Genomic DNA, 20,170 nt, shown 5'->3' with positions numbered 1-20,170 from the left:
CGTCAGATGTAAGCAATAACTACCCTCGCGGCGACGGTCGCGCGGACAAGAGAGAACCCGGATTATGCTGCAGTTCATACTCCGACGTCTGGGCCTTGTCATCCCAACGTTTATCGGTATTACATTACTCACCTTCGCATTTGTTCACATGATCCCCGGCGATCCGGTACTGATCATGGCGGGCGAACGCGGTATTTCTCCTGAACGCCATGCACAGTTAATGGCGCTGTTAGGTCTGGATCAGCCGCTGTGGAAACAGTACCTGAACTACATTAACGGCGTATTACATGGTGACCTGGGCATTTCACTCAAGAGCCGCATCCCGGTCTGGGATGAGTTTGTTCCGCGCTTCAAAGCGACGCTGGAACTCGGCATCTGCGCCATGATATTTGCCGTGGCCATTGGTATCCCGGTTGGGGTCATGGCCGCCGTGAAGCGGGGGTCGATTTTCGATCACACCGCCGTGGGGATCTCACTGACCGGCTACTCCATGCCGATCTTCTGGTGGGGCATCATGCTGATCATGCTGGTCTCGGTACAGCTCAACCTGACGCCGGTTTCCGGGCGGGTCGGCGACACCGTCTTCCTGGATGACACCATGCCGCTGACCGGCTTTATGCTGATCGATACCTTCTTCTGGGGTGAGCCGGGCGACTTCCACGATGCGGTGATGCACATGATTCTGCCTGCCATCGTGCTCGGCACCATTCCGCTGGCGGTGATTGTGCGAATGACGCGATCGGCGATGCTCGAAGTGCTGGGTGAAGATTACATCCGTACGGCGCGCGCCAAAGGCCTGACGCGCATGCGCGTGATCGTAGTGCATGCGCTGCGAAACGCCATGCTGCCGGTGGTTACGGTGATCGGCCTGCAGGTCGGCACTTTGCTGGCCGGGGCGATTCTGACCGAAACCATCTTCTCGTGGCCGGGCCTGGGTCGCTGGCTGATTGAAGCGTTGCAGCGCCGTGACTATCCGGTAGTGCAGGGCGGGGTGCTGCTCACAGCAGTACTGATTATTGTGGTCAACCTGCTGGTTGATCTGCTGTATGGCGTGGTTAACCCGCGCATACGTCATAAGAAATAAGGGGGCATCATGTCTGTTGTTGATCCCGGCAGCGTTACCGTTGCACCCAAGCCGATGACCCCGTTTCAGGAATTCTGGCACTACTTTAAACGTAACAAGGGCGCCGTCGTGGGCCTGGTTTACATCATCATTGTGTTGCTGTGTGCCATTTTTGCCGATGTGCTGGCCCCGCATGCCCCTGCTGAACAGTTCCGCGATGCGCTGCTGCATCCGCCGGTCTGGCAGGAAGGCGGCAGCTGGAGCTACATTCTGGGCACCGACGATGTAGGCCGCGATGTGCTGTCGCGTCTGATGTACGGCGCGCGGCTGTCGCTGCTGGTTGGCTGCCTGGTGGTGGTGCTGTCACTGATTTTCGGCGTGATATTTGGCCTGCTGGCCGGTTATCTCGGCGGCGTGGTCGATGCCATCATCATGCGTGTGGTCGATATCATGCTGGCGCTGCCCAGCCTGCTGCTGGCGCTGGTGCTGGTCGCCATCTTTGGCCCCTCGATCGTTAACGCCTCCATCGCGCTGACCTTTGTGGCGCTGCCGCACTATATCCGTCTGACCCGCGCGGCGGTGCTGGTGGAAGTGAACCGCGACTATGTGACCGCCTCCGGCGTGGCCGGTGCCGGTATGCTGCGCCAGATGTTTGTGAATATTCTGCCTAACTGCCTTGCACCGCTGATCGTGCAGGCTTCATTAGGTTTCTCCAACGCCATTCTCGATATGGCGGCGTTGGGCTTTCTCGGTATGGGTGCGCAACCGCCAACGCCGGAGTGGGGCACGATGCTCTCCGACGTCCTGCAGTATGCGCAAAGTGCCTGGTGGGTAGTGACCTTCCCTGGATTGGTCATTCTGCTTACCGTGCTGGCATTTAACCTGATGGGCGATGGTTTGCGTGATGCACTCGACCCGAAACTCAAGCAGTAAAGAGGCACCGAGATGGCGTTATTAAATGTAGACAAACTATCGGTGCATTTCGGCGACGATAAAGCACCGTTCCGCGCGGTTGACCGCATCAGTTATCAGGTTGAGCAGGGCCAGGTCGTGGGTATCGTGGGCGAGTCCGGCTCCGGTAAATCGGTGAGTTCCCTGGCGATCATGGGGCTGATCGATTTCCCCGGCAAAGTGATGGCTGAGAAGCTGGAGTTCAACCAGCGCGACCTGCAGAACATCTCCGAACGTGAGCGCCGCCAGCTGGTGGGTGCCGAAGTGGCGATGATTTTTCAGGACCCGATGACCAGCCTGAATCCCTGCTACACCGTAGGTTTCCAGATCATGGAAGCGATCAAGGTGCATCAGGGTGGCAATAAACGCACCCGGCGTCAGCGGGCGATCGACCTGCTGAATCAGGTCGGTATTCCCGATCCTGCGTCACGGCTCGATGTCTATCCGCACCAGCTGTCGGGCGGCATGAGCCAGCGTGTGATGATTGCCATGGCGATCGCCTGTCGGCCTAAGCTGTTAATCGCCGATGAGCCGACCACGGCGCTCGACGTGACCATTCAGGCGCAGATCATCGAACTGCTGCTGGAGTTGCAGCGGCAGGAGAACATGGCGCTGATCCTGATTACTCACGATCTGGCGTTAGTGGCAGAAGCGGCGCACCACATTATCGTGATGTATGCCGGTCAGGTGGTGGAGAGCGGGAAAGCGACCGATATCTTTAAGGCGCCGCGCCATCCTTATACGCAGGCGCTGCTGCGTGCGCTACCGGAGTTCGCGGCCGATAAAGCACGCCTGGCCTCGCTGCCTGGCGTGGTACCGGGCAAGTATGACCGCCCGATTGGCTGTCTGCTTAATCCACGCTGTCCCTATGCGACTGACCTTTGTCGTCAGGAAGAACCTGAACTGCGCACCATTCCAGGACGCCAGTCCAAGTGTCACTATCCGCTGGACGATGCCGGGAGACCAACTTATGAGTCATGAAACCACGAAAGATCAGTTCCTGCTGCAGGCGATTGATCTGAAGAAGCACTACCCGGTGAAGAAGGGGCTGTTTGGTCAGGAGCGTCTGGTCAAAGCGCTGGATGGCGTCTCTTTTAATCTGGAACGCGGCAAAACGCTGGCGGTGGTAGGCGAGTCAGGCTGTGGTAAATCCACGCTGGGCCGCCTGCTGACGATGATTGAAACCCCGACCGAAGGGCAGCTTTACTGGCACGGTCAGGATCTGCTGAAACATGATCCCCAGGCGCAGAAGCTGCGTCGCCAGAAAATCCAGATCGTGTTCCAGAACCCGTACGGCTCACTCAATCCGCGCAAAAAAGTAAGCCAGATTCTGGAAGAGCCGCTGGTGATTAATACCCAGCTGACCCGCGCGGAACGCCGCGAGAAGACGCTGGAGATGATGGCAAAAGTCGGCCTGAAAACCGAGCACTACGACCGCTACCCGCACATGTTCTCAGGCGGGCAGCGTCAGCGTATCGCCATCGCGCGTGGGCTGATGCTCGATCCGGACGTCCTGATTGCCGATGAGCCGGTTTCGGCGCTCGACGTGTCGGTGCGTGCCCAGGTGCTTAACCTGATGATGGATCTGCAGCAGGATATGGGGCTTTCTTATGTCTTTATCTCGCACGATTTGTCGGTGGTGGAACACATTGCCGATGAGGTGATGGTGATGTATCTCGGCCGGTGCGTAGAGAAGGGCAGTAAAGAGGCGATTTTTGCCAACCCGCGGCATCCTTATACCCAGGCTTTGCTGTCGGCGACGCCGCGGCTTAATCCAGACGACCGTCGTGAGCGCATTAAGCTGACCGGCGAGCTGCCGAGCCCGCTCAATCCACCGCCGGGCTGCGCCTTTAATGCGCGCTGCCACCGACGTTTTGGCACCTGCGTGCAGCTGCAGCCGAAGCTGAAAAACTATGGCGGACAGGAGATTGCCTGCTTCGCGGTTGATCAGGATGAGAATCAACCGGTCGGCGTGGCAGAAAAGGTCAACTGAGGATTGGCAGCGCATTCTGATGTTTACAGACCGCACAAAATTGAAAGCGATGGGAGCACAGGCCTGTAGCAAAACATTGCGCCCCCCGGACAAAAACGCCGGGAGCGTTTTTGAACAACGCAAAGCGTTGGCCCGGCTACGGGCGCCCCTCAGGGATGAGGTGCGTAATCGCCCGCGCTGAGCCTGCCAGGGATGGCGTCTTTTGCGTCTTTGCTTAAGGCGTATGCCCCCTGAGCCTGTTCGCGATCTTAACTCCCCAGCCGAAGGCTCCTTTCTGGAGCCTTTTTTTATCTCAACTCAGCTGCAAGCCGCACTGCTCGCAGGTCAGCGAGCACTTCCTGGTTATCCCTCCTCTTTTTCCGTTATCAGTTTTAACCTGTTTTTATTCTGGCGATATTTGCAATGAAAAAAGATAAATAGCCTCAATCACTTATGGCAGAAATGCGATTTTTTTGCGCCTGCGGCAGCCTGAACGCTCTTTGAAAGGCTGTTTACAGGAGTCAGCCTGGCAGTGCCAGAGGTTGTAAGAGCGGTATTTTCAGAAAAATTATTAAAACAGTGCTAATGAATTTAACTTAAGTATTACTTATTAATTATCAGCGGCAATGACTAAAAAAAGGCTTTCTTCCGCCACTATTGAATCTTTATGATTAAACAATTTGATTGAAATTGCTTTTTTTGTAATCAGGTTTTTCTGACTGATATTAAAGGGATGTGTTATATTCCAGGAAAATTCCCACCTTGTTGCAGGCCATGGCCAATGAAGAATAATTACGATGATTTGCAGCGTTTTAAAGAGAAAACGCAAACGCTCGACATCGACTTTAAAGATATGTCTGGCCAGACGCAGGAAGCGGCGGAACACAGTAAATGGGCATTGATTCGCCAGCTGGCGAAAGAAGAACATCAGACACCGTTTGGCGGCGGCGAGCGTATTGACCTGCCGCAACCTCAGCCGCTGCGTGGTGATGAGTTTACGTCTCCACCGCCTGGGGCACCGGCACGACATGCCGCACTTACTGCGCAACCGGCAACGGCAACCCGCACCTCGATTCTCGATAGCCTGTCAGGCAATAACCTGCCAGCAACCAGCACGACTGCACGCGGTCCTTCATCACTCTTTCCGCCACCGCCGCCACTGCAAAAAGCGGCCGTGGCTGAGCCTGCGACCCCGCTGCGTGCTGAGTCGGTCCGGCCTGCCACCGTGGCGGAGCTTCAGCCCGTCGTCGCACCCACCGCCACCCATTCTGAGCCAGGGCGATTTGGTGCGCTGTTCCGCTCGCGCGAGATTAATCTGCCGAAAGAAACCTTACTCAAACCGTTACTGGAGAAGATTGCGCTATGCCATTAGTTTGTGTGTGCTCGCCGAAGGGGGGTGTGGGGAAAACCACGCTGGCGGCGAATCTGGCCTGGAGTCTGGCGCGTTCCGGTAGCAAAGTTCTGGCGATTGATTTTGATGTGCAGAATGCACTGCGTCTTCACTTTGGCGTGCCGCTTCATGATGGCCGCGGATTTGTGGCGCGCTCAGAAGAGCAGGCGGACTGGAGCCAGTCGATTCTTACCACTGGCGGCAATATCTTTGTGCTGCCCTATGGCGACGTCACGGAGCCGCAGCGCGAACGGTTCGAAGAGAACCTGATGAAAGATCCCCACTTTATTAAGCGCGGTCTGGATACGGTGCTCAATTATCCCGGTCTGGTGATCGTGGCTGATTTCCCGCCGGGCCCGGGCCCCGCCCTTAAAGCAATGACGGCGCTGGCCGATATGCATTTAGTGGTGATGTTAGCCGATACCGCATCAGTATCGTTATTACCGCAGATTGAAGAGAACCGGATGATCGGTAAGCCTCTCAATAATAAGCAGGGTCACTATTTCATCCTTAACCAGTGTGACAACCGCCGGAATATCAATCGCGATGTCACCGCGTTTATGCAGCAGCGCCTGGGCGATAATTTACTGGGCGTGGTTCACCGTGATGAAAGTGTGGGTGAAGCCAATGCTTCGCAGCAGTCTGTTTACGATTTCAGTCCCGCCTCCGCAGCGGCATTTGATATTGAACTGATCGCGAAAAGAGTCAGCAGCATTCTGAATATCACCGTGGGTAATGGCGAAGTTCAGGCTCCCATCCGCACAAACCACTTTTAGTCGGCTTCTGCCAGGCGACTGACTTACACAGCTCTTCTCAGGGTGAATCATGAGTAAAATCGGGTTTTACCTGCTGCTGCTGGTGCTTGCACCCGTTGCGGCGGTGATCATCATTACGCCAATGGACAGCCAGAAACAGTATATTTTTGGTCTGATCAGCATCGGCATGATGTTTTTATTGGGTTTCAGCAAGAGCCGCAAAATAACGGTGGTGATGGTGGTTCTCTCTGCGCTGATGTCCAGCCGCTATATCTGGTGGCGGACCACCGAGACGCTGCACTTTAATTCCGAAGTTGAAGCTATCTTAGGCATTGGCTTATATCTGGCGGAGCTGTACGTCTGGCTGATCTTAATTCTTGGCTTCCTGCAAACCACCTGGCCATTAAAACGCACCATCGAACCCTTACCGGACGACACCAGCCTGTGGCCGACGGTCGATATTTATGTGCCTTCCTACAATGAAAGTCTTGATGTGGTGCGCGACACCGTACTCGCAGCGCAGTGTATCGACTACCCGCGTGACAAAATCAGGGTCTATCTGCTGGATGATGGCAAGCGCAGCGAGTTTGCCCGCTTTGCGGCGGATGTCGGCGTGGGTTATATCACCCGTGACGACAATAAACATGCCAAAGCCGGGAACCTCAACCATGCGATGAAAATCACCAAAGGTGAGCTGATTTGCATCTTCGACTGCGACCACGTGGCGACGCGCACCTTCCTGCAGGCGACGGTCGGACCGTTCCTGAAAGATCCGAAGCTGGCGCTGCTACAGACGCCGCACTACTTCTATTCTCCCGATCCCTTTGAGCGTAACCTGCGCGCCGCACGCAGCATTCCAAACGAAGGCTCGCTGTTTTATGGCCCGGTGCAGCAGGGTAACGATAACTGGAATGCCACTTTCTTCTGTGGCTCCTGTGCGGTGATCCGTCGTTCAGCGCTGGAAGAGATTGGCGGTTTTGCCGTTGAAACCGTGACCGAAGATGCACACACCGCCCTGAAAATGCAGCGACTGGGCTGGGGCTCAGCCTTTTTGTCGATCCCGCTGGCTGCCGGTCTGGCAACAGAACGTCTGGGCCTGCATATCATTCAGCGTACCCGCTGGGCGCGTGGCATGACACAGATTTTCCGCGTCGATAACCCGCTGTTTGGCCGTGGCCTGAAGTGGCAGCAGCGTCTTTGCTATCTCAACGCCATGCTGCATTTCCAGTTTGGCCTGCCACGCGTTGCCTTCCTGACCGCACCGCTGGCTTACCTGCTGTTTAACCTGAATATTATTCACTCATCGGCCTCGCTGATCTTTGCCTATGTGCTGCCCCATCTGGTGATGTCGCTCTACGTTAACTCACGAATGAATGGCCGTTTCCGTTACACCTTCTGGGGTGAAATTTATGAGACGGTGATGTGCTTCCATCTGGTAATCCCGACCATTCTGACCCTGCTGTCGCCAAAACATGGCAAGTTTAACGTGACCGATAAAGGCGGCGTGCTGGATCAGGGCTTCTTCGATTTCCACATTGTGCGTCCGCATGTGATTGTGGCGCTGCTGCTGGGCATTGGCATTGTAGCCGGCGTGGTGCGTGCTGTGATGCATGACTATTTTGGCGTCGATCCTTACGTTATCGCGCTCAACGTCGGCTGGGCGATCTTCAGCCTGATCATTCTGATGGCGGCGATTGCCGTGGCGCGCGAAACCAAGCAGGTACGTAAAACCATCCGTGTTGAAGTGCAAATCCCGGCGATTATTCATTACGCCAGCGGCATTTCATCGCGCACCCAGACCAGCAACCTTTCGATGGGCGGCGCGCAGCTTGATGCACCCGATGGACGTCATGAAACTGATGAGATTGAAGAGATTGATCTGCTGCTGAAATCCGGCGCGATCACTATCCCGGTCAGTCAGATTTCCGGCGATGATGAGAGCATCCGTCTGCGCTTTGAGGCGATGCCGCTGGCGCGTCGTCGCGAACTGGTCCGTGTGGTGCTGGCTCGTGCTGATGCCTGGATTCAGCCGGAGTATAAGCAGGACAACCCGCTGATTTCGCTGGGCACTATTATCCGTACCGTCTTTGAGCTGTTCTGGCTGACCTGGAAAGGCCGCCACGATAAACGTAAAAATGTCGATCCGGTTGCCGCGGCGGCGAAAGAGGATGGGGCGGCATGAAGATCCTGACGCAAACTTTGCTGGTCAGTTCACTGACCGCAGCGTTATGGCTGACGCCCGCTGGCGCGGAAACGCCGGTTACTGCTGATAACAGCAGTGCTGCGCCGGTAAACAGTTCAGCCCCGACGCCGCCTGATGCTGCTTCCACCACGCAGCCTGCCAGTGCGCCGGTAAACAGTCCGGCTCCGACGCCGCCTGATGCTGCTTCCAGCACGCAGCCTGCCGATGCCACCGTCATTGCACCCGCGACAAATCAGGCTCCGGCCAGCGATGCGGCATCTGTGGTGCCCATGAATAATGGTTCCACCCAGACGGCAGGTTCAGACCAGGTAGCGGTCCCGGTCAGCGGTGGAGAGTCTGCAATGCCGTCAGTGTCACCAGCGGCAAATGCGCCATCTGCGACACCGTCCGCAGAATCTGCACCGGCATCGGCGCCACAGAGTGCATCACCCAATGCCATGGCACCCCCGGTGAACGCCTCTTACGCCCCAGGTAGCGAGGCGACATCACAAACTCAGCCATCTTCAGTGACCGGTGACGCGACCTCAACGCCTCAGACCGCGTCATCGACCGGTGAGGCGGCGGCTTCTGCCCAGACCACCGCGCCGATGGCCGCCACCGGCGCGGTGACCCAGGACAGCAGCGCGCTGTCAGCAGTACCCCTGCCGCAGGGCCTGAGCAGTGCCGATCCCGCGCTGGAAGCGGCCGCCAGTGCGCTGCCCTACGCGCCAGGTCAGGTAGCTGCACCGGTTGCAGAAGCGCAGCCGCCGATCGCGGCTGCCATCAATCAGCCAATCAGTAGTGTTATTTCAGTGGCCCAGATGGGCCAGTCGCGCGGCATCACGCTGACCGGCGGCCAGCTTCAGTCGGGCATCACCTTTACCCTGCCCGGCGATGAAGTCATCACCAATGCGCGACTTAATCTGACGCTGCGCGTCTCAGCTGCGCTGGCGGCACGCAATACGTCGCTGCAACTGATGCTGAATGGTCAGCCGCTCGGCACGCTGCCGCTGGGTGCGACGGACAGCGATGTCAGCGACTATGAGCTGGATATTCCGGCGGCGATGGTGGTGTCGGCGAACAATCTGAGTTTTAAAATCAATGATGCGGACAAGTTGCTGTGTGAAAGAGAGAGCGCACAGCAGTATCAGGTCACCATTCTGCCGAACACATCGCTGCACCTTGAGGGTCAGAAGCTCAATATCGGCACCAGCCTGCGTAATTTCCCGCGCCCCTTCCTGGATCCTCAGCGGATGACGGCGTCCACCGTGACGGTGGGCTTTGCCAGTCATGTTTCAGCCGATGCTGTCAGCGCGGCGGCACTGGTGACATCCTGGCTCGGCATTCAGAGTGATTATCGCGGCATCCGTTTCCCGGTGGTGCGCGGCGAACTGCCGGAACACAACGGCATCCTGTTTGGTCATCCTGGTGACCGGATCGGCACCCTGACTTTCCCGGCCAGTAACGGTCCGATGTTGCAGGTGGTGGATAATCCCAATAATCCGGTTTACAAATTGCTGCTGGTCAGTGGCAACAATGAGGAGCAGTTGCGTCAGGCGGCGAACCGTCTGACGACGCAGCCACTGACGACGGATGAGAGTCATCTGCAGGTCCCCGCACAGACTATTGCAAACCGCAAACCTTACGATGCCCCGCGCTGGATTAACACTGACCGTCCGGTACGACTGAGCGAACTGCTGCGTAAAGATCAGAGTCTGACCAGTAGCGGCATCTGGCATGATGCGCTGCGTGTTAACTTCCGCGCCGCGCCTGATTTGTTCCTGTGGGATGGCGACACAGTGCCGGTCAATCTGCACTATCGCTTCCCGTCCGAAAGCTGGATCGATGAGGATAATTCCTTCCTTAACGTCATGCTTAACGGCACTTTTCTGCGCAATCTGACGGTGAACAAAGTCGGCCTGCTGGAGAACGCCTGGCACCGTCTGGGCGGTGATGCGCGTCAGGAGCAGTATCAGCTTAATCTCGAACCCTACCTGATCTATGGCGATAACCAGCTGGCGCTCTACTTCAATATCAAACCGCGGGCTGATGCGCCCTGCGGTGTGTTACTGAACAACAACATCAAGAGCCGGATTGAAGAGGATTCATGGATCGATCTGAGCCATACCCGTCACTTCAGCATGCTGCCGAACCTCTCTTACTTTGTGGGTGCCTCTTTCCCGTTCTCACGTCTGGCCGATTTCAGCCAGACCACGCTGCTGCTGCCGGAAACGCCCAGCGATGCTGAACTGTCAACGCTGCTGGATCTGGCGGCGCGGGCTGGTAAAGCCACCGGTCTGGCGCTGACACAGAATCAGGTACTGTTTGGCCTGCCGACTGGCGGAACCCATCTGGCGCGCATACAGCAGAGCGATCTGCTGGCGGTGAGCACCACCGGCAACAGCGCCTTTAATCAGGCGATGCTGGCGGCTTCCCCTTATGACGCCACCAGCAGCACTTTTGGGGTGAAAGAGCCTGACACGCTGGAAAAATTACGCGGCTGGCTGACCGGTGACTGGAGCCGTCAGCAGCTGGATGCCGATCGTTACTTCTCCTCCAACGAAGCGTGGCGAGGCTTCCTCAGCTACCGATCGCCATGGAACCGCGATCGGCTGGTGGTGATGACGGTGGCAACCAGCGACGATCAGCTGTTGCGACTGCATAACGATTTGAGTTCAGCGCAGATTAACGCCGGCATTCGTGGCGATACCGCGATTATTACCGATGAAAACGGCATTCGCAGTTTCCGCGTCGGCGCGCAGTTTCCCAGCGGTGAGTTGCCCTGGTACATGATGGTGGTGTGGTATGCCAACCAGCACTCGGTGCTGCTGGCGGTGGCGGCGATGCTGCTCTCCGCGCTGGTGGGCAGTGCGGCCTGGGTGATGCTGAAGCGTCACGCCTGGCGACGTCTGAACCCAAAGCAGGGCCGTGATTCCGGCAGGAAGTAAGGATAATAATAATGAAAAAAAATCTGTTAAGTGCCGGTATCCGTAAGGCGTTGCTGCTGGGCAGTGCGCTGGCCCTGTCACAGCCGCTGCTGGCGGCGGAAAGCGCCAATCCGGCGTTGCAGGCGCTGTTCGATCAGGCCTCTTACTGGCATCAGAAAGCGCATGACGACCTGGCGACAGCCTCACTGCAAAAGGTGCTGATGGTTGAACCCAACAACACTCAGGCGCTCTACCTGCTGGCGCTCTATTCACAGCAGGGTGGCGACACTGCGGCGGCGGCGCAGTATCGCGCCCGTCTGAGTCAGGTCTCCCCCAACGATCCGCATCTTGGCGAGCTGGATAACGCGCGCCAGATGCAGACCATTCCGCAGGCGCAGCTTGCGCTGGCGCGTCAGCAGGCGCGCAGCGGCAATATTCCGGCGGCGTTACAGACCTGGCGCAACACCTTCAGCGGCAATGCGCCACCACCCAGCGTCGCGGCAGAATATTATCTCACTATGGCGGGCGACCGTACGCTGCTGCCGCAGGCGGTTGAGGCACTGCGCCAGTTTGCGGCTCAGCATCCGCAGGACACCGGCGCACGGCTGGCGCTGGGTAAAGCGCTGACCTATCAGGAAACAACCCGTCGCGAAGGCATTGAGGTGCTGAGTTCGCTGGCGAGCGGTAATCAGGATGCCGACCGCTCACTGCGTCAGGCGCTGCTGTGGCTCGGTCCGCAGCCGTCAGATGCGGCGCTCTATCAGACCTGGCAGCAGCGTCATCCGCAGGACTCCGCCGTCATCGACTACTACCGTAAAAACGTCGGCGGCGCAGAAAAAGGGGCCGGATTCAGCGCGCTGAACAGCGGTGACGTCGGCGGTGCGCAGTCCAGCTTTGAAAAAGTACTGGGTGCGAATCCGCAGGATGCCGATGCGTTAGCGGGCATGGGCTATGTGGCCCAGCGAGCCGGACGTTATCAGGAAGCGGCGGATTATCTGCAGCGGTCTGCTCAGCTCGGCGGCGATCAGGGTTCATCGCGTCAGCAGCAGGCTGACGATGCGCGTTTTTATGCACAGCTGGCCAGCGCCCAGCAGGCACTGAAAAGCGGAGACACGGCGCAGGCGCTGACATTAAGCGAACCGCTGGTGCAGGCTGACGGCGAAAAAGGGCTGGCCGCCAGGCTGTTCCGCGCCGACGTGCTGCGCCGCACCAATCAGCCACAGCAGGCGGAGCAACTCTATCGCACTATTCTGCAAAGCGATGCGGATAACCGCAGCGCCAAAGAGGGACTGTTCTACGTTCTGCGTCAGCAGAATCGGGGCACCGAAGCTAACACGCTGCTGGGTGCATTGCCGGACAGCGTACGCCAGAGCGTCACGCCACGGGGCAATGAAGCCGATGCGCTGCGTCAGCAGGCGAAGCGTCAGCTTGCAGCCGGTAACAATGCCGCTGCCATCGCGACGCTGCAGCAGGGTATTCAGCGCTATCCCACGGATGGCTGGCTGCGGCTCGATTTAGCCCGGCTCTATCGTCAGCAAGGCGACACGCTGCTGGCGGCCAACGTGATGCAGCCGGTGATGCGCAACGGGGCCAGCACCAGCGAACTGTATGCCGGTGCGCTTAACGCCAGCGAAAGCGGCGGCTGGCAGCAGGCCAGCACGTTGCTGTCGCGCATTCCCGCTAACGCGAAGACGGCGGCGATGCGTGAACTGGCGCAGCGGGTTAATTTCAATCTGCAGATGAGCACGGCCGACCAGTATCTGGCGCAGGGCGCGACGGCTGCCGCCGCCAATACCCTGAAGGCGCTCACGGTTAATCCACCCACCAACCCGGTTGATGCCGGAAACCTGGCGCAGAAGCTGGCGCAGGCGGGCGATCTCACCAGCGCCGTTTCGGTGGTGCGGACTAACCTGCAGCGTGGCGTGCAGGGCAATGCGGGCGATTATGCCGCGCAGATGACGGTACTGAATCAGGCGGGCCTCGGCAGTGAGGCGCAGCGCTTCCTCAGCAATCCGGAACTGCAGGCGCGCAGTACGCCAACGCAACTGGCCGGTATTCGCAATGGCTATCTGATTAACGAAGTGGATCGTCTGCGGCAGCAGCGTCAGTACGCGGTGGCGTATGACAAGCTGATTGGTGCACTGCAGCAGGATCCGCAGAACCGCGATCTGATGTTCGCGATGGCCCGTCTCTACCAGGACGGCAAGATGAACCGGGATGCGGGCGTGGTCTATGACTACCTGATGACCCAGGATACGCCGACGCAGGATGCGCGCGTCGGGGCCATCAACGTCGCGCTGGCGCAGAACAATGTGCAGCGCGCTAATGAGCTGAGTCGCGGCCTTAACAGTACGACTCAGACACCGGATCGTCTGCTGCTGCTGGCGCGGGTCGCGGAAGCCAATGGCGAGCATTCTCAGGCGATGACTTATCTGCGTTCAGCGCGCGGTCAGCTGATTGGCCTGCAGGGCGCGCAGCCTGGCAGCGTGCCGACCGTGGGCGGACTGGCGCTGGCGGATAATCCGTTTATCAACCGTGATACTTCGCCGGTGGGACGTTCACCATCCAGCTACGGCACCGTGCTGCCGTGGCAGGCGGCACCGGCGGGCGTTGCCGCTGGCGTGACAACGCAGAGTGAACCGGCCGCGGGCAGCGAAACCGTTGCTCAACAGTCACAGATTCTGCACGACGTCGACACCATGATGGATTCGCTGCAGGAAAAAACCGGCAGCTGGAGTCAGGGCACGGTGCAGGTGCGCGGGCGTGATGGCGAGTCGGGCCTGAGCAAGCTGACGGAAGCCAAAGCGCCGCTGACCTTCTCTACCGTGCCGTTTGAAACGGCGCGCTTCGACTTTACCGCCACGCCGGTGTCACTTACGGCGGGCAGTGGCGCAGCCGATGCCTGGCGCCGTTTTGGCACTAATGCGCTGAGTCAGGGCAGAGTGGTCGCCGCAGGCGGTGCGACGGTGAATGACCTGCCGAACGCCACCACCGATTCGCAAACCGCCTCAGGTGTGGAGCTGAATCTGGCGCTGAAGGGCGACAGGTATAAAGTGGATATCGGCAGTACGCCGCTGGGCCAGGATCTCAGTACTCTGGTCGGGGGCGTACAGTGGTCACCGAAACTCACCGACTTCCTGACGCTAATCCTGACCGGTGAGCGCCGCGCGATTACCGACAGCCTGCTCTCTTACGTCGGCGCAGAAGATAAAGCCAGCGGCAAACGCTGGGGACGCGTCACCAAAAACGGCGCTAACGCCCTGTTAAGCTACGACAATGGCGATGCCGGCTTCTATGCTGGTGCGGGCGCTTACAGCTATCTCGGCGAGAATGTCGCCAGCAACAACAACCTGCAGGCAACTGCCGGTGCCTACGTTCGTCCGTTTCACACTGAGGATCGCGAGCTGAAAGTGGGCATGAGCCTGTCGTGGATGGACTTCTCGAAAAACCTCAGCTACTTCAGCTACGGTCAGGGCGGCTACTTCAGCCCGCAGAACTATGCGTCGGTCTCGTTCCCGATAGAGTTCTCACGCAAGTTTGACGATCTGAAAGTGAATATTGGCGGTGCAGCCGGTTATCAGACCTACAGTCAGGATAAGAGCGCGTACTTCCCGTCGGATGCCAGCCTGCAGTCAGAGCTGGAATCCCTTGCCGCCAGCGGCAGCGTGAAAGACGCTTACTACTCCGGCGGCAGTAAAAACGGCATCGGCTACAACCTGCACGCCGGGGCGGACTACAAACTCAATAAAGATGTGACGATTGGCGGCCAGCTGGGTTATGACACCTTTGGTGACTACAACGAAAGCAGCGCGCAGCTCTATGTCCGTTACCTGTTCGGAGAGAAGTAATGAGTGAGCATTCGGGGGTATCGCATCCGTATCAGCCAGGCTGGTTTGACCTGGTCAGCGTGCTGATTGACGGGATGATCGCCAACGCCGGTCAGCAGGAGGCGGAAGCCTTTCTCTATAAGATGGGGGAATCGCTGGCGAACCGCTATCCTTTGCCAGAGTCGCGTACCGTGCAGGATCTGGAGCGCGAGTGCAATCTGCAACTGGCGCGGTTTAACTGGGGCTTTGTGCAGCTTCAGCCGGAAGAGAAGGCGCTGCTGATTGCGTATCACGCCTTACCGGCAGGCGACAACATCCACTCTCCGGCTGACTGGCAGGCGGCGTTTGGTGCGGTGATGGCCGGACTTTTTTCGGGCTGGTTGCAGGGCCAGGGCGGCAGCAGCATTGTGCCGGTTACGCTTGAACTCAACGATGGCAGCACGCTGCACTATCGATATCAATAGGATCGGAAATGAAACGTAATCCACTCTGGCGGGTCTGGCTCTGCTCTGTTTTACTGCTGGCCTGCAGCGCGCAGGCGAGTGCCAGCGGCTGGGAGACTTTTAAAAGTCGCTTTGTGACCTCAGAAGGGCGGATCACTGACACCGCCAATAACAACGTCAGTCATACCGAAGGCCAGGGTTATGGCATGTTGCTGGCGGTGGCCAACGACGATCGCGCCACCTTTGATCGGTTGTGGCAGTGGACGCGCAGCCAGCTGCGTAATCCGCAGACCGAGCTTTTTTACTGGCGCTACGTGCCGGGCAGTGACAACCCGGTCGCCGACAAGAATAACGCCGCGGATGGCGATGTGTTGCTGGCCTGGGCGCTACAGCGTGCTGCACAGAAATGGCAGGTGGAGAGCTACCAGCAGGAATCTGACCGTATTCAGCGCGCCATTATCAGGCTGGATGTCACGAGCTTTGGCGGCCACACCGTGATGCTGCCGGGTGCGCAGGGCTTTAACAAAGTCAGTTATGTGGTGCTCAATCCCTCTTACTTCCTGTTTCAGGCATGGCGCGAGTTTGGTGAACACAGCCATCTTCAGGTCTGGGATAAGCTGATTAACGATGGCTTTGATCTGCTGGGTAAGCTGAGCTTTGGCAAAACCGGGCTGCCAATGGACTGGGTCGCACTGAATGCCGACGGTTCGGTTGCCCCGGCCGTCGGCTACTCGAACCGCTTCAGTTACGATGCGATTCGCGTGCCGCTGAACATCTGGTGGTATGACCCGCACAGTCTGGCACTGGTGCCGTTTCAGCGCGTCTGGCAGAGTTACAGCCGCATGCTGACACCCGCCTGGTTCGACGTGCTGGCGAACGCCCCTGCACCTTACCATCTTGAGGGCGGACTGCTGGCGGTACGTGACCTGACGCTGAATGAAACCGGCTATCTGAGCGATAAGCTGGCTGCGGATCAGAACTACTTTTCTGCCAGTCTGCAGTTGCTGACCTGGCAGGCGTTTCAGGAGAAGCGCTGATAACTGGCAGAATGGCGGCACTGGCCGCTATTCTGCCATCGACAGCCACGCGCTCAACAGGGAGCAGGCGCCGCGCCTGACCCGCCTTTAACTGCCGGGTCACGGCTCTGCAACCCGGCGGTTACGCGTTACTGCGGATAGGCGACCCAGTCGCCGCCGTTCAGCCTGATCCAGGGTTTGCCCTGATACATTATCACCACTGCACCGTCATTTTCCGACACCACCGGCGTCTGTGGCAGCTTGTCAGTCAGCACCGACATATTCACATTCGGGGCATTAAATACCTGCCCATCTACGACGCGCGACACAATCTCTGACAAGGCCAGCAGGCTGGTCGGCGCATCAATGTTCAATGGCTGAGCCTGATGCGGCGCCTTCATTCCGACGAACTTAATGCCCACCGGTACGTGAGTAATATCCGGGCTGGGAATATCGCGCAGGCCGGACATCTGCATTTTGTCTCCCTGCAGCGCGGCACCGTGCTCGGGCACTACCAGTACCATGACGCGGCGGCCCGACTTCTCCAGCTGCGTCATAAAGGCATCAAGCTGATCGAATAGTCGTTGCGCGCGCGGTTTCCACGGTGCCGTTTTGGTGCTGCCGAGTTCACGGGTGCCGTCGTGCAGCGGGATCAGATTGTAGAAGGTGGCGCTGCGTGCATCGCTGCTTTTGCTGCGGTCGTCCAGCCAGCGCTGCATCAGTTGCGCATCGTTGAATACCGGCGAGCCGTCGAATGATGTCAGTTCTGGTGCGATACCCGCCTGTGACATCAGCGGTGCCTGAATATCGCCGCCCTCGCGCACCTCCTTCAGGTAGTTACCGAATACCCCAGTGTGATCCATCATCAACTGCTCTTTAAAGCCCAGCTTCGCCAGATTGTCGAACAGATAGCAACGCGGATCGGCAGGTTTATAGAGATCGCTATGCGAGGTCTGGCCACAACTGGCACGCAGCAGTCGGATACCCGCCGGTCCGCTGTAGCTGGTTGCGGCGTTGTAATTGCTCAGCATGATGTCGAAATGCTGCCACAGCGGATGGTTACGCAGCTGAGAAGCATCCATATCAGACCAGGCGAGCGAACAGATATTGATCACCAGGATGTCGAAAGGCTGCGAATCGGCAGGCAGATTGTCGGGAAAATGCGTCACGCGCTGGCGTTCACTTTCATGAAAGCGGTTCAGCCAGGCGGTGAGATTCGCGCTGGTCGGCGGCGCAGACTGCTCCAGTCCATCCGGCGTGGCGGCTGGCTGGCCGCCGCTGGGTGTCTGATTCAATACGACCTGTGGCGTAGCCGTCCGGGTCGGCAGCAGCGACATCGCCGGGCCAGCAATCGTCAGCACGTTAAGCCAGATCAGCATCAGGGAAACCAGCACCGTGATGCGAACCCATTGTGAAACAAACAGATAGAGAACCAGCAGCACAAAGGCGGCTCCCACCATTTGCCAGTTAATAAAGCGATCGGCCAGGTCGAGCAGATAGGCCGCAGAGAAGCCCGCCAGCTGATCGCCCTGGCTGAGTATGCTGCTGAGTCCTGGCAGCCAGGTGTCGTGCCAGAATAGCGCGATGCCAACCGGAATCGAGATCAACTGGCGGATGCGATGCAGGCGCGCCGAGGGTAACGGAAAAAGCAGCCAGGCGAGAAACACCAGATTGCTCAGGGCGTGAAAATTGAGATAGCCATACCACAGCAGGCCGAACTTCAGTAAAAAGTAGAAATTCCAGCCGCCCAGTCCGCGCCAGGAGGACCAGAAGCGGGAAGAGGAGGCCGCCGCGGGTTGATCAGTATTCATTAATTTTTTCTATCCGTTTCAGAGGATTGACGCTGCCAGTGACCTTCCGATTTAAGCGCGCGCGCTGGCAACAAACGATTCATGATGCCGTTCCAGCGATGGGGTAGCCATTTTTGATATAACGGCTTTAAAAACAGCAAGATAACCAGAATAAGTAGCGCAATTTGTACCCAGTCCATCAGATTCATCAGGCTTTGTTCTCCGGCAGTAAAGTGATGGGCTGCGGTACAGAGCGTTCATGTGTTTCAGGCCGGCTCTCAACGGCGGCGCGGGCCGTCTCTGATACCGGAGCCAGATCCTGAATTGCCATCGGCGTCAGTTTCTTAATATTGCTGACTTCCGCGAGGATCTGATTATCTTCAAACCAGACCATCCGGTTAGCAAACAGCTCGTCGTGAGGCAGAGAAAAAATATATTTCAATGCCTTATCAAGGTCGTTATAGCGGCAGGAAGAGAGGAAAAGGATGACACGATCTTCCAGTACCGTGACCAGGTCGCCAAAGCGGCGCGGTTTACAGAGCGTCAGGATTTGCTGAGGCTTAAGCTGTGGCACAGGCCGCAACGCGACCAGCAGGCCCTTATCATTTTCCGGCAGCAGGGTATTGCTGATCAACTGGCCGACTGACTGACAGAAGGCATCGAGACGCAGGTAGCCTTTCTCATGCAGAGGCTGCAACGAAGCGGTTAACGCCTCAAGACTGGCGGGAACGCGACGGTTAAACACCTGTCCCTGAAGGCCCTCCAGCGTGGTCAGAAAGCGCGACATTGTGGCGTTGGTCGGGACGATGGCGTTTACACCGCAGGCCAGCAGCAGACGTTCGTCGCTATAACGCAGGCTGGCACCCATCTCGCGCACCACAATTTTCAGTCCGTTGCCGCGTGTACGACGCAGGCTGTGCACCATCTTCGCCAGTTCGTTGATATATTCGCTGCGGGTCAGGCTGAAAATCACCGTTGCGGCATTGGCCTGCTGCGCCCGCAACCAGACCTGCTCATTATCCTCGAACAGTTGCCACTGGCGTGAAAGCGGCGGCGCGCCCTCGAGCACGATGTTGTCCGCAAGATAATGCTGCTCGTCGTTGAGGCTCAGTGGTTCCTGCTTTTCATTTAAGGTAAAAAAGCGTTCATTTTCACAGCCCAGACGTATTGCCCGATCGGCAAGCAGGCGTTCCGCGGCATACCACCAGTTAATTCGATACTGCCAGCTATCCTGCTGAAAGCTCAAATGCGCAACGCCATCCAGCTGACGAAAATAACGCTGAAGATGATTACTCAGATTTATTATTGTGGTGCCGGAGGTCACGATTAAAAGGGTGAGCTTTCTTTTATGCAGCGTCTGACGCATGCCCTTTATCCAGCGGGATAATTCTGCGTCATCAAGCTTATCCCATTGCGCTGCGTTGCTATTAAATATCACTAACCCATTTTTACTGCCGAGCGTGCGCAGAAAATCACTTTCCAGCTGCAACAAACTGCCTTTGCTTTTGGAAAGAGAAAACAGCGGAATACGATCGGGTCCGCCAGGTGGGTCGGGCGTCAGCAAATCACGCGGCGGCTGGTCAGCGCTGATCAGCGTTACGGCCTGCTGATGTGAAATTACCTGTCGAATAAAAGTGCGGGCGTCATCCTGCCGCGCACAGGTCACCCAATAACAGCCAGGCGTTTGCAATGCCGTTAATTCAGGCTGAACATGCAACAGCCCCAGCGAAAAAGAATTTTTCATATTGAATTCGTTATTTTTCCAGTCCAGGCTAGCTTATTATAGACAGGCCGGGATGTAACCTGAGAAATTTAAACATTGCTAATCACAGGCCGGCTCACATTGTTCTGCAA

The 20,170-nt window shown here is 57.6% G+C and carries 14 protein-coding genes; 11 read left to right on the top strand and 3 right to left on the bottom strand.

Going from position 1 to position 20,170, the window contains the following annotated elements; all coding sequences use genetic code 11:
* Nucleotides 1-64: 64 nt before the first annotated feature.
* The 11 genes from dppB to NR195_RS12660 all read left to right on the top strand — a co-directional run bounded on the left by dppB (nt 65) and on the right by NR195_RS12660 (nt 16,547).
* A complete protein-coding gene (dppB, locus tag NR195_RS12710; RefSeq protein ID WP_010257427.1) occupies nt 65-1,084 on the top strand; it encodes a dipeptide ABC transporter permease DppB in 1,020 nt (339 codons plus the stop codon).
* A gap of 9 nt (nt 1,085-1,093) precedes the next feature.
* Entirely contained in the window at nt 1,094-1,996 is a 903-nt protein-coding gene (gene dppC / locus NR195_RS12705) for a dipeptide ABC transporter permease DppC (protein WP_010671643.1), read from the top strand.
* A gap of 12 nt (nt 1,997-2,008) precedes the next feature.
* Entirely contained in the window at nt 2,009-2,995 is a 987-nt protein-coding gene (gene dppD, locus NR195_RS12700) for a dipeptide ABC transporter ATP-binding protein (RefSeq protein WP_010257423.1), read from the top strand.
* Entirely contained in the window at nt 2,985-4,007 is a 1,023-nt protein-coding gene (gene dppF, locus NR195_RS12695; protein ID WP_022624835.1) for a dipeptide ABC transporter ATP-binding subunit DppF, read from the top strand. Before dppD ends, dppF begins: the two co-directional genes overlap by 11 nt.
* A 760-nt stretch (nt 4,008-4,767) precedes the next feature.
* On the top strand, nt 4,768-5,358 hold the full coding sequence (bcsO, locus tag NR195_RS12690; protein WP_256844583.1) for a cellulose biosynthesis protein BcsO: 591 nt from the start codon (nt 4,768-4,770) through the stop codon (nt 5,356-5,358).
* Nucleotides 5,349-6,152: a cellulose biosynthesis protein BcsQ gene (gene bcsQ, locus NR195_RS12685; protein WP_010671647.1), complete on the top strand. Its 804-nt coding sequence runs from the start codon at nt 5,349-5,351 to the stop codon at nt 6,150-6,152. Before bcsO ends, bcsQ begins: the two co-directional genes overlap by 10 nt.
* 49 nt (nt 6,153-6,201) lie before the next feature.
* Nucleotides 6,202-8,313, top strand: a complete 2,112-nt coding sequence (gene bcsA / locus NR195_RS12680; protein ID WP_010671648.1) for a UDP-forming cellulose synthase catalytic subunit — start codon at nt 6,202-6,204, stop codon at nt 8,311-8,313.
* The gene (gene bcsB / locus NR195_RS12675; RefSeq protein WP_256844582.1) at nt 8,310-11,261 is read left to right on the top strand and encodes a cellulose biosynthesis cyclic di-GMP-binding regulatory protein BcsB; all 2,952 of its coding nucleotides are present in this window, start codon (nt 8,310-8,312) and stop codon (nt 11,259-11,261) included. The genes bcsA and bcsB overlap by 4 nt, the downstream gene beginning before the upstream one ends.
* Nucleotides 11,262-11,272: 11 nt before the next feature.
* Complete coding sequence (locus NR195_RS12670) at nt 11,273-15,088, top strand: cellulose biosynthesis protein BcsC (protein WP_256844581.1); 3,816 nt, start codon at nt 11,273-11,275, stop codon at nt 15,086-15,088.
* Nucleotides 15,088-15,531 (top strand): cellulose biosynthesis protein BcsD, encoded by a 444-nt coding sequence (gene bcsD, locus NR195_RS12665; RefSeq protein WP_010671651.1) that lies wholly within the window; start codon nt 15,088-15,090, stop codon nt 15,529-15,531. Before NR195_RS12670 ends, bcsD begins: the two co-directional genes overlap by 1 nt.
* Before the next feature lie 8 nt (nt 15,532-15,539).
* Nucleotides 15,540-16,547: a glycosyl hydrolase family 8 gene (locus tag NR195_RS12660; protein ID WP_256844580.1), complete on the top strand. Its 1,008-nt coding sequence runs from the start codon at nt 15,540-15,542 to the stop codon at nt 16,545-16,547.
* A 128-nt stretch (nt 16,548-16,675) separates the two neighbouring features.
* Here NR195_RS12660 and bcsG read toward each other — a convergent pair whose 3' ends face one another.
* The 3 genes from bcsG to bcsE are packed head-to-tail and all read right to left on the bottom strand — an operon-like array spanning nt 16,676 to nt 20,060.
* Complete coding sequence (gene bcsG, locus NR195_RS12655; protein ID WP_256844579.1) at nt 16,676-18,337, bottom strand: cellulose biosynthesis protein BcsG; 1,662 nt, start codon at nt 18,335-18,337, stop codon at nt 16,676-16,678.
* Nucleotides 18,337-18,525: a cellulose biosynthesis protein BcsF gene (bcsF, locus tag NR195_RS12650; protein ID WP_033767599.1), complete on the bottom strand. Its 189-nt coding sequence runs from the start codon at nt 18,523-18,525 to the stop codon at nt 18,337-18,339. Before bcsF ends, bcsG begins: the two co-directional genes overlap by 1 nt.
* Nucleotides 18,525-20,060 carry a cellulose biosynthesis protein BcsE gene (gene bcsE, locus NR195_RS12645; protein WP_256844578.1) on the bottom strand — a complete coding sequence of 512 codons (1,536 nt, stop codon included), beginning with the start codon at nt 20,058-20,060 and terminating at the stop codon, nt 18,525-18,527. The genes bcsF and bcsE overlap by 1 nt, the downstream gene beginning before the upstream one ends.
* Nucleotides 20,061-20,170 lie beyond the last annotated feature (110 nt).

Origin of the sequence: Pantoea sp. Ft-CA_14, assembly GCF_024520875.1 — a bacterium.
In the GTDB taxonomy this organism is placed as follows: Bacteria; Pseudomonadota; Gammaproteobacteria; order Enterobacterales; family Enterobacteriaceae; genus Pantoea; species Pantoea agglomerans.
Note: the sequence above shows the minus strand (reverse complement) of the source record. Positions and strands in the feature narration are given on the sequence as shown.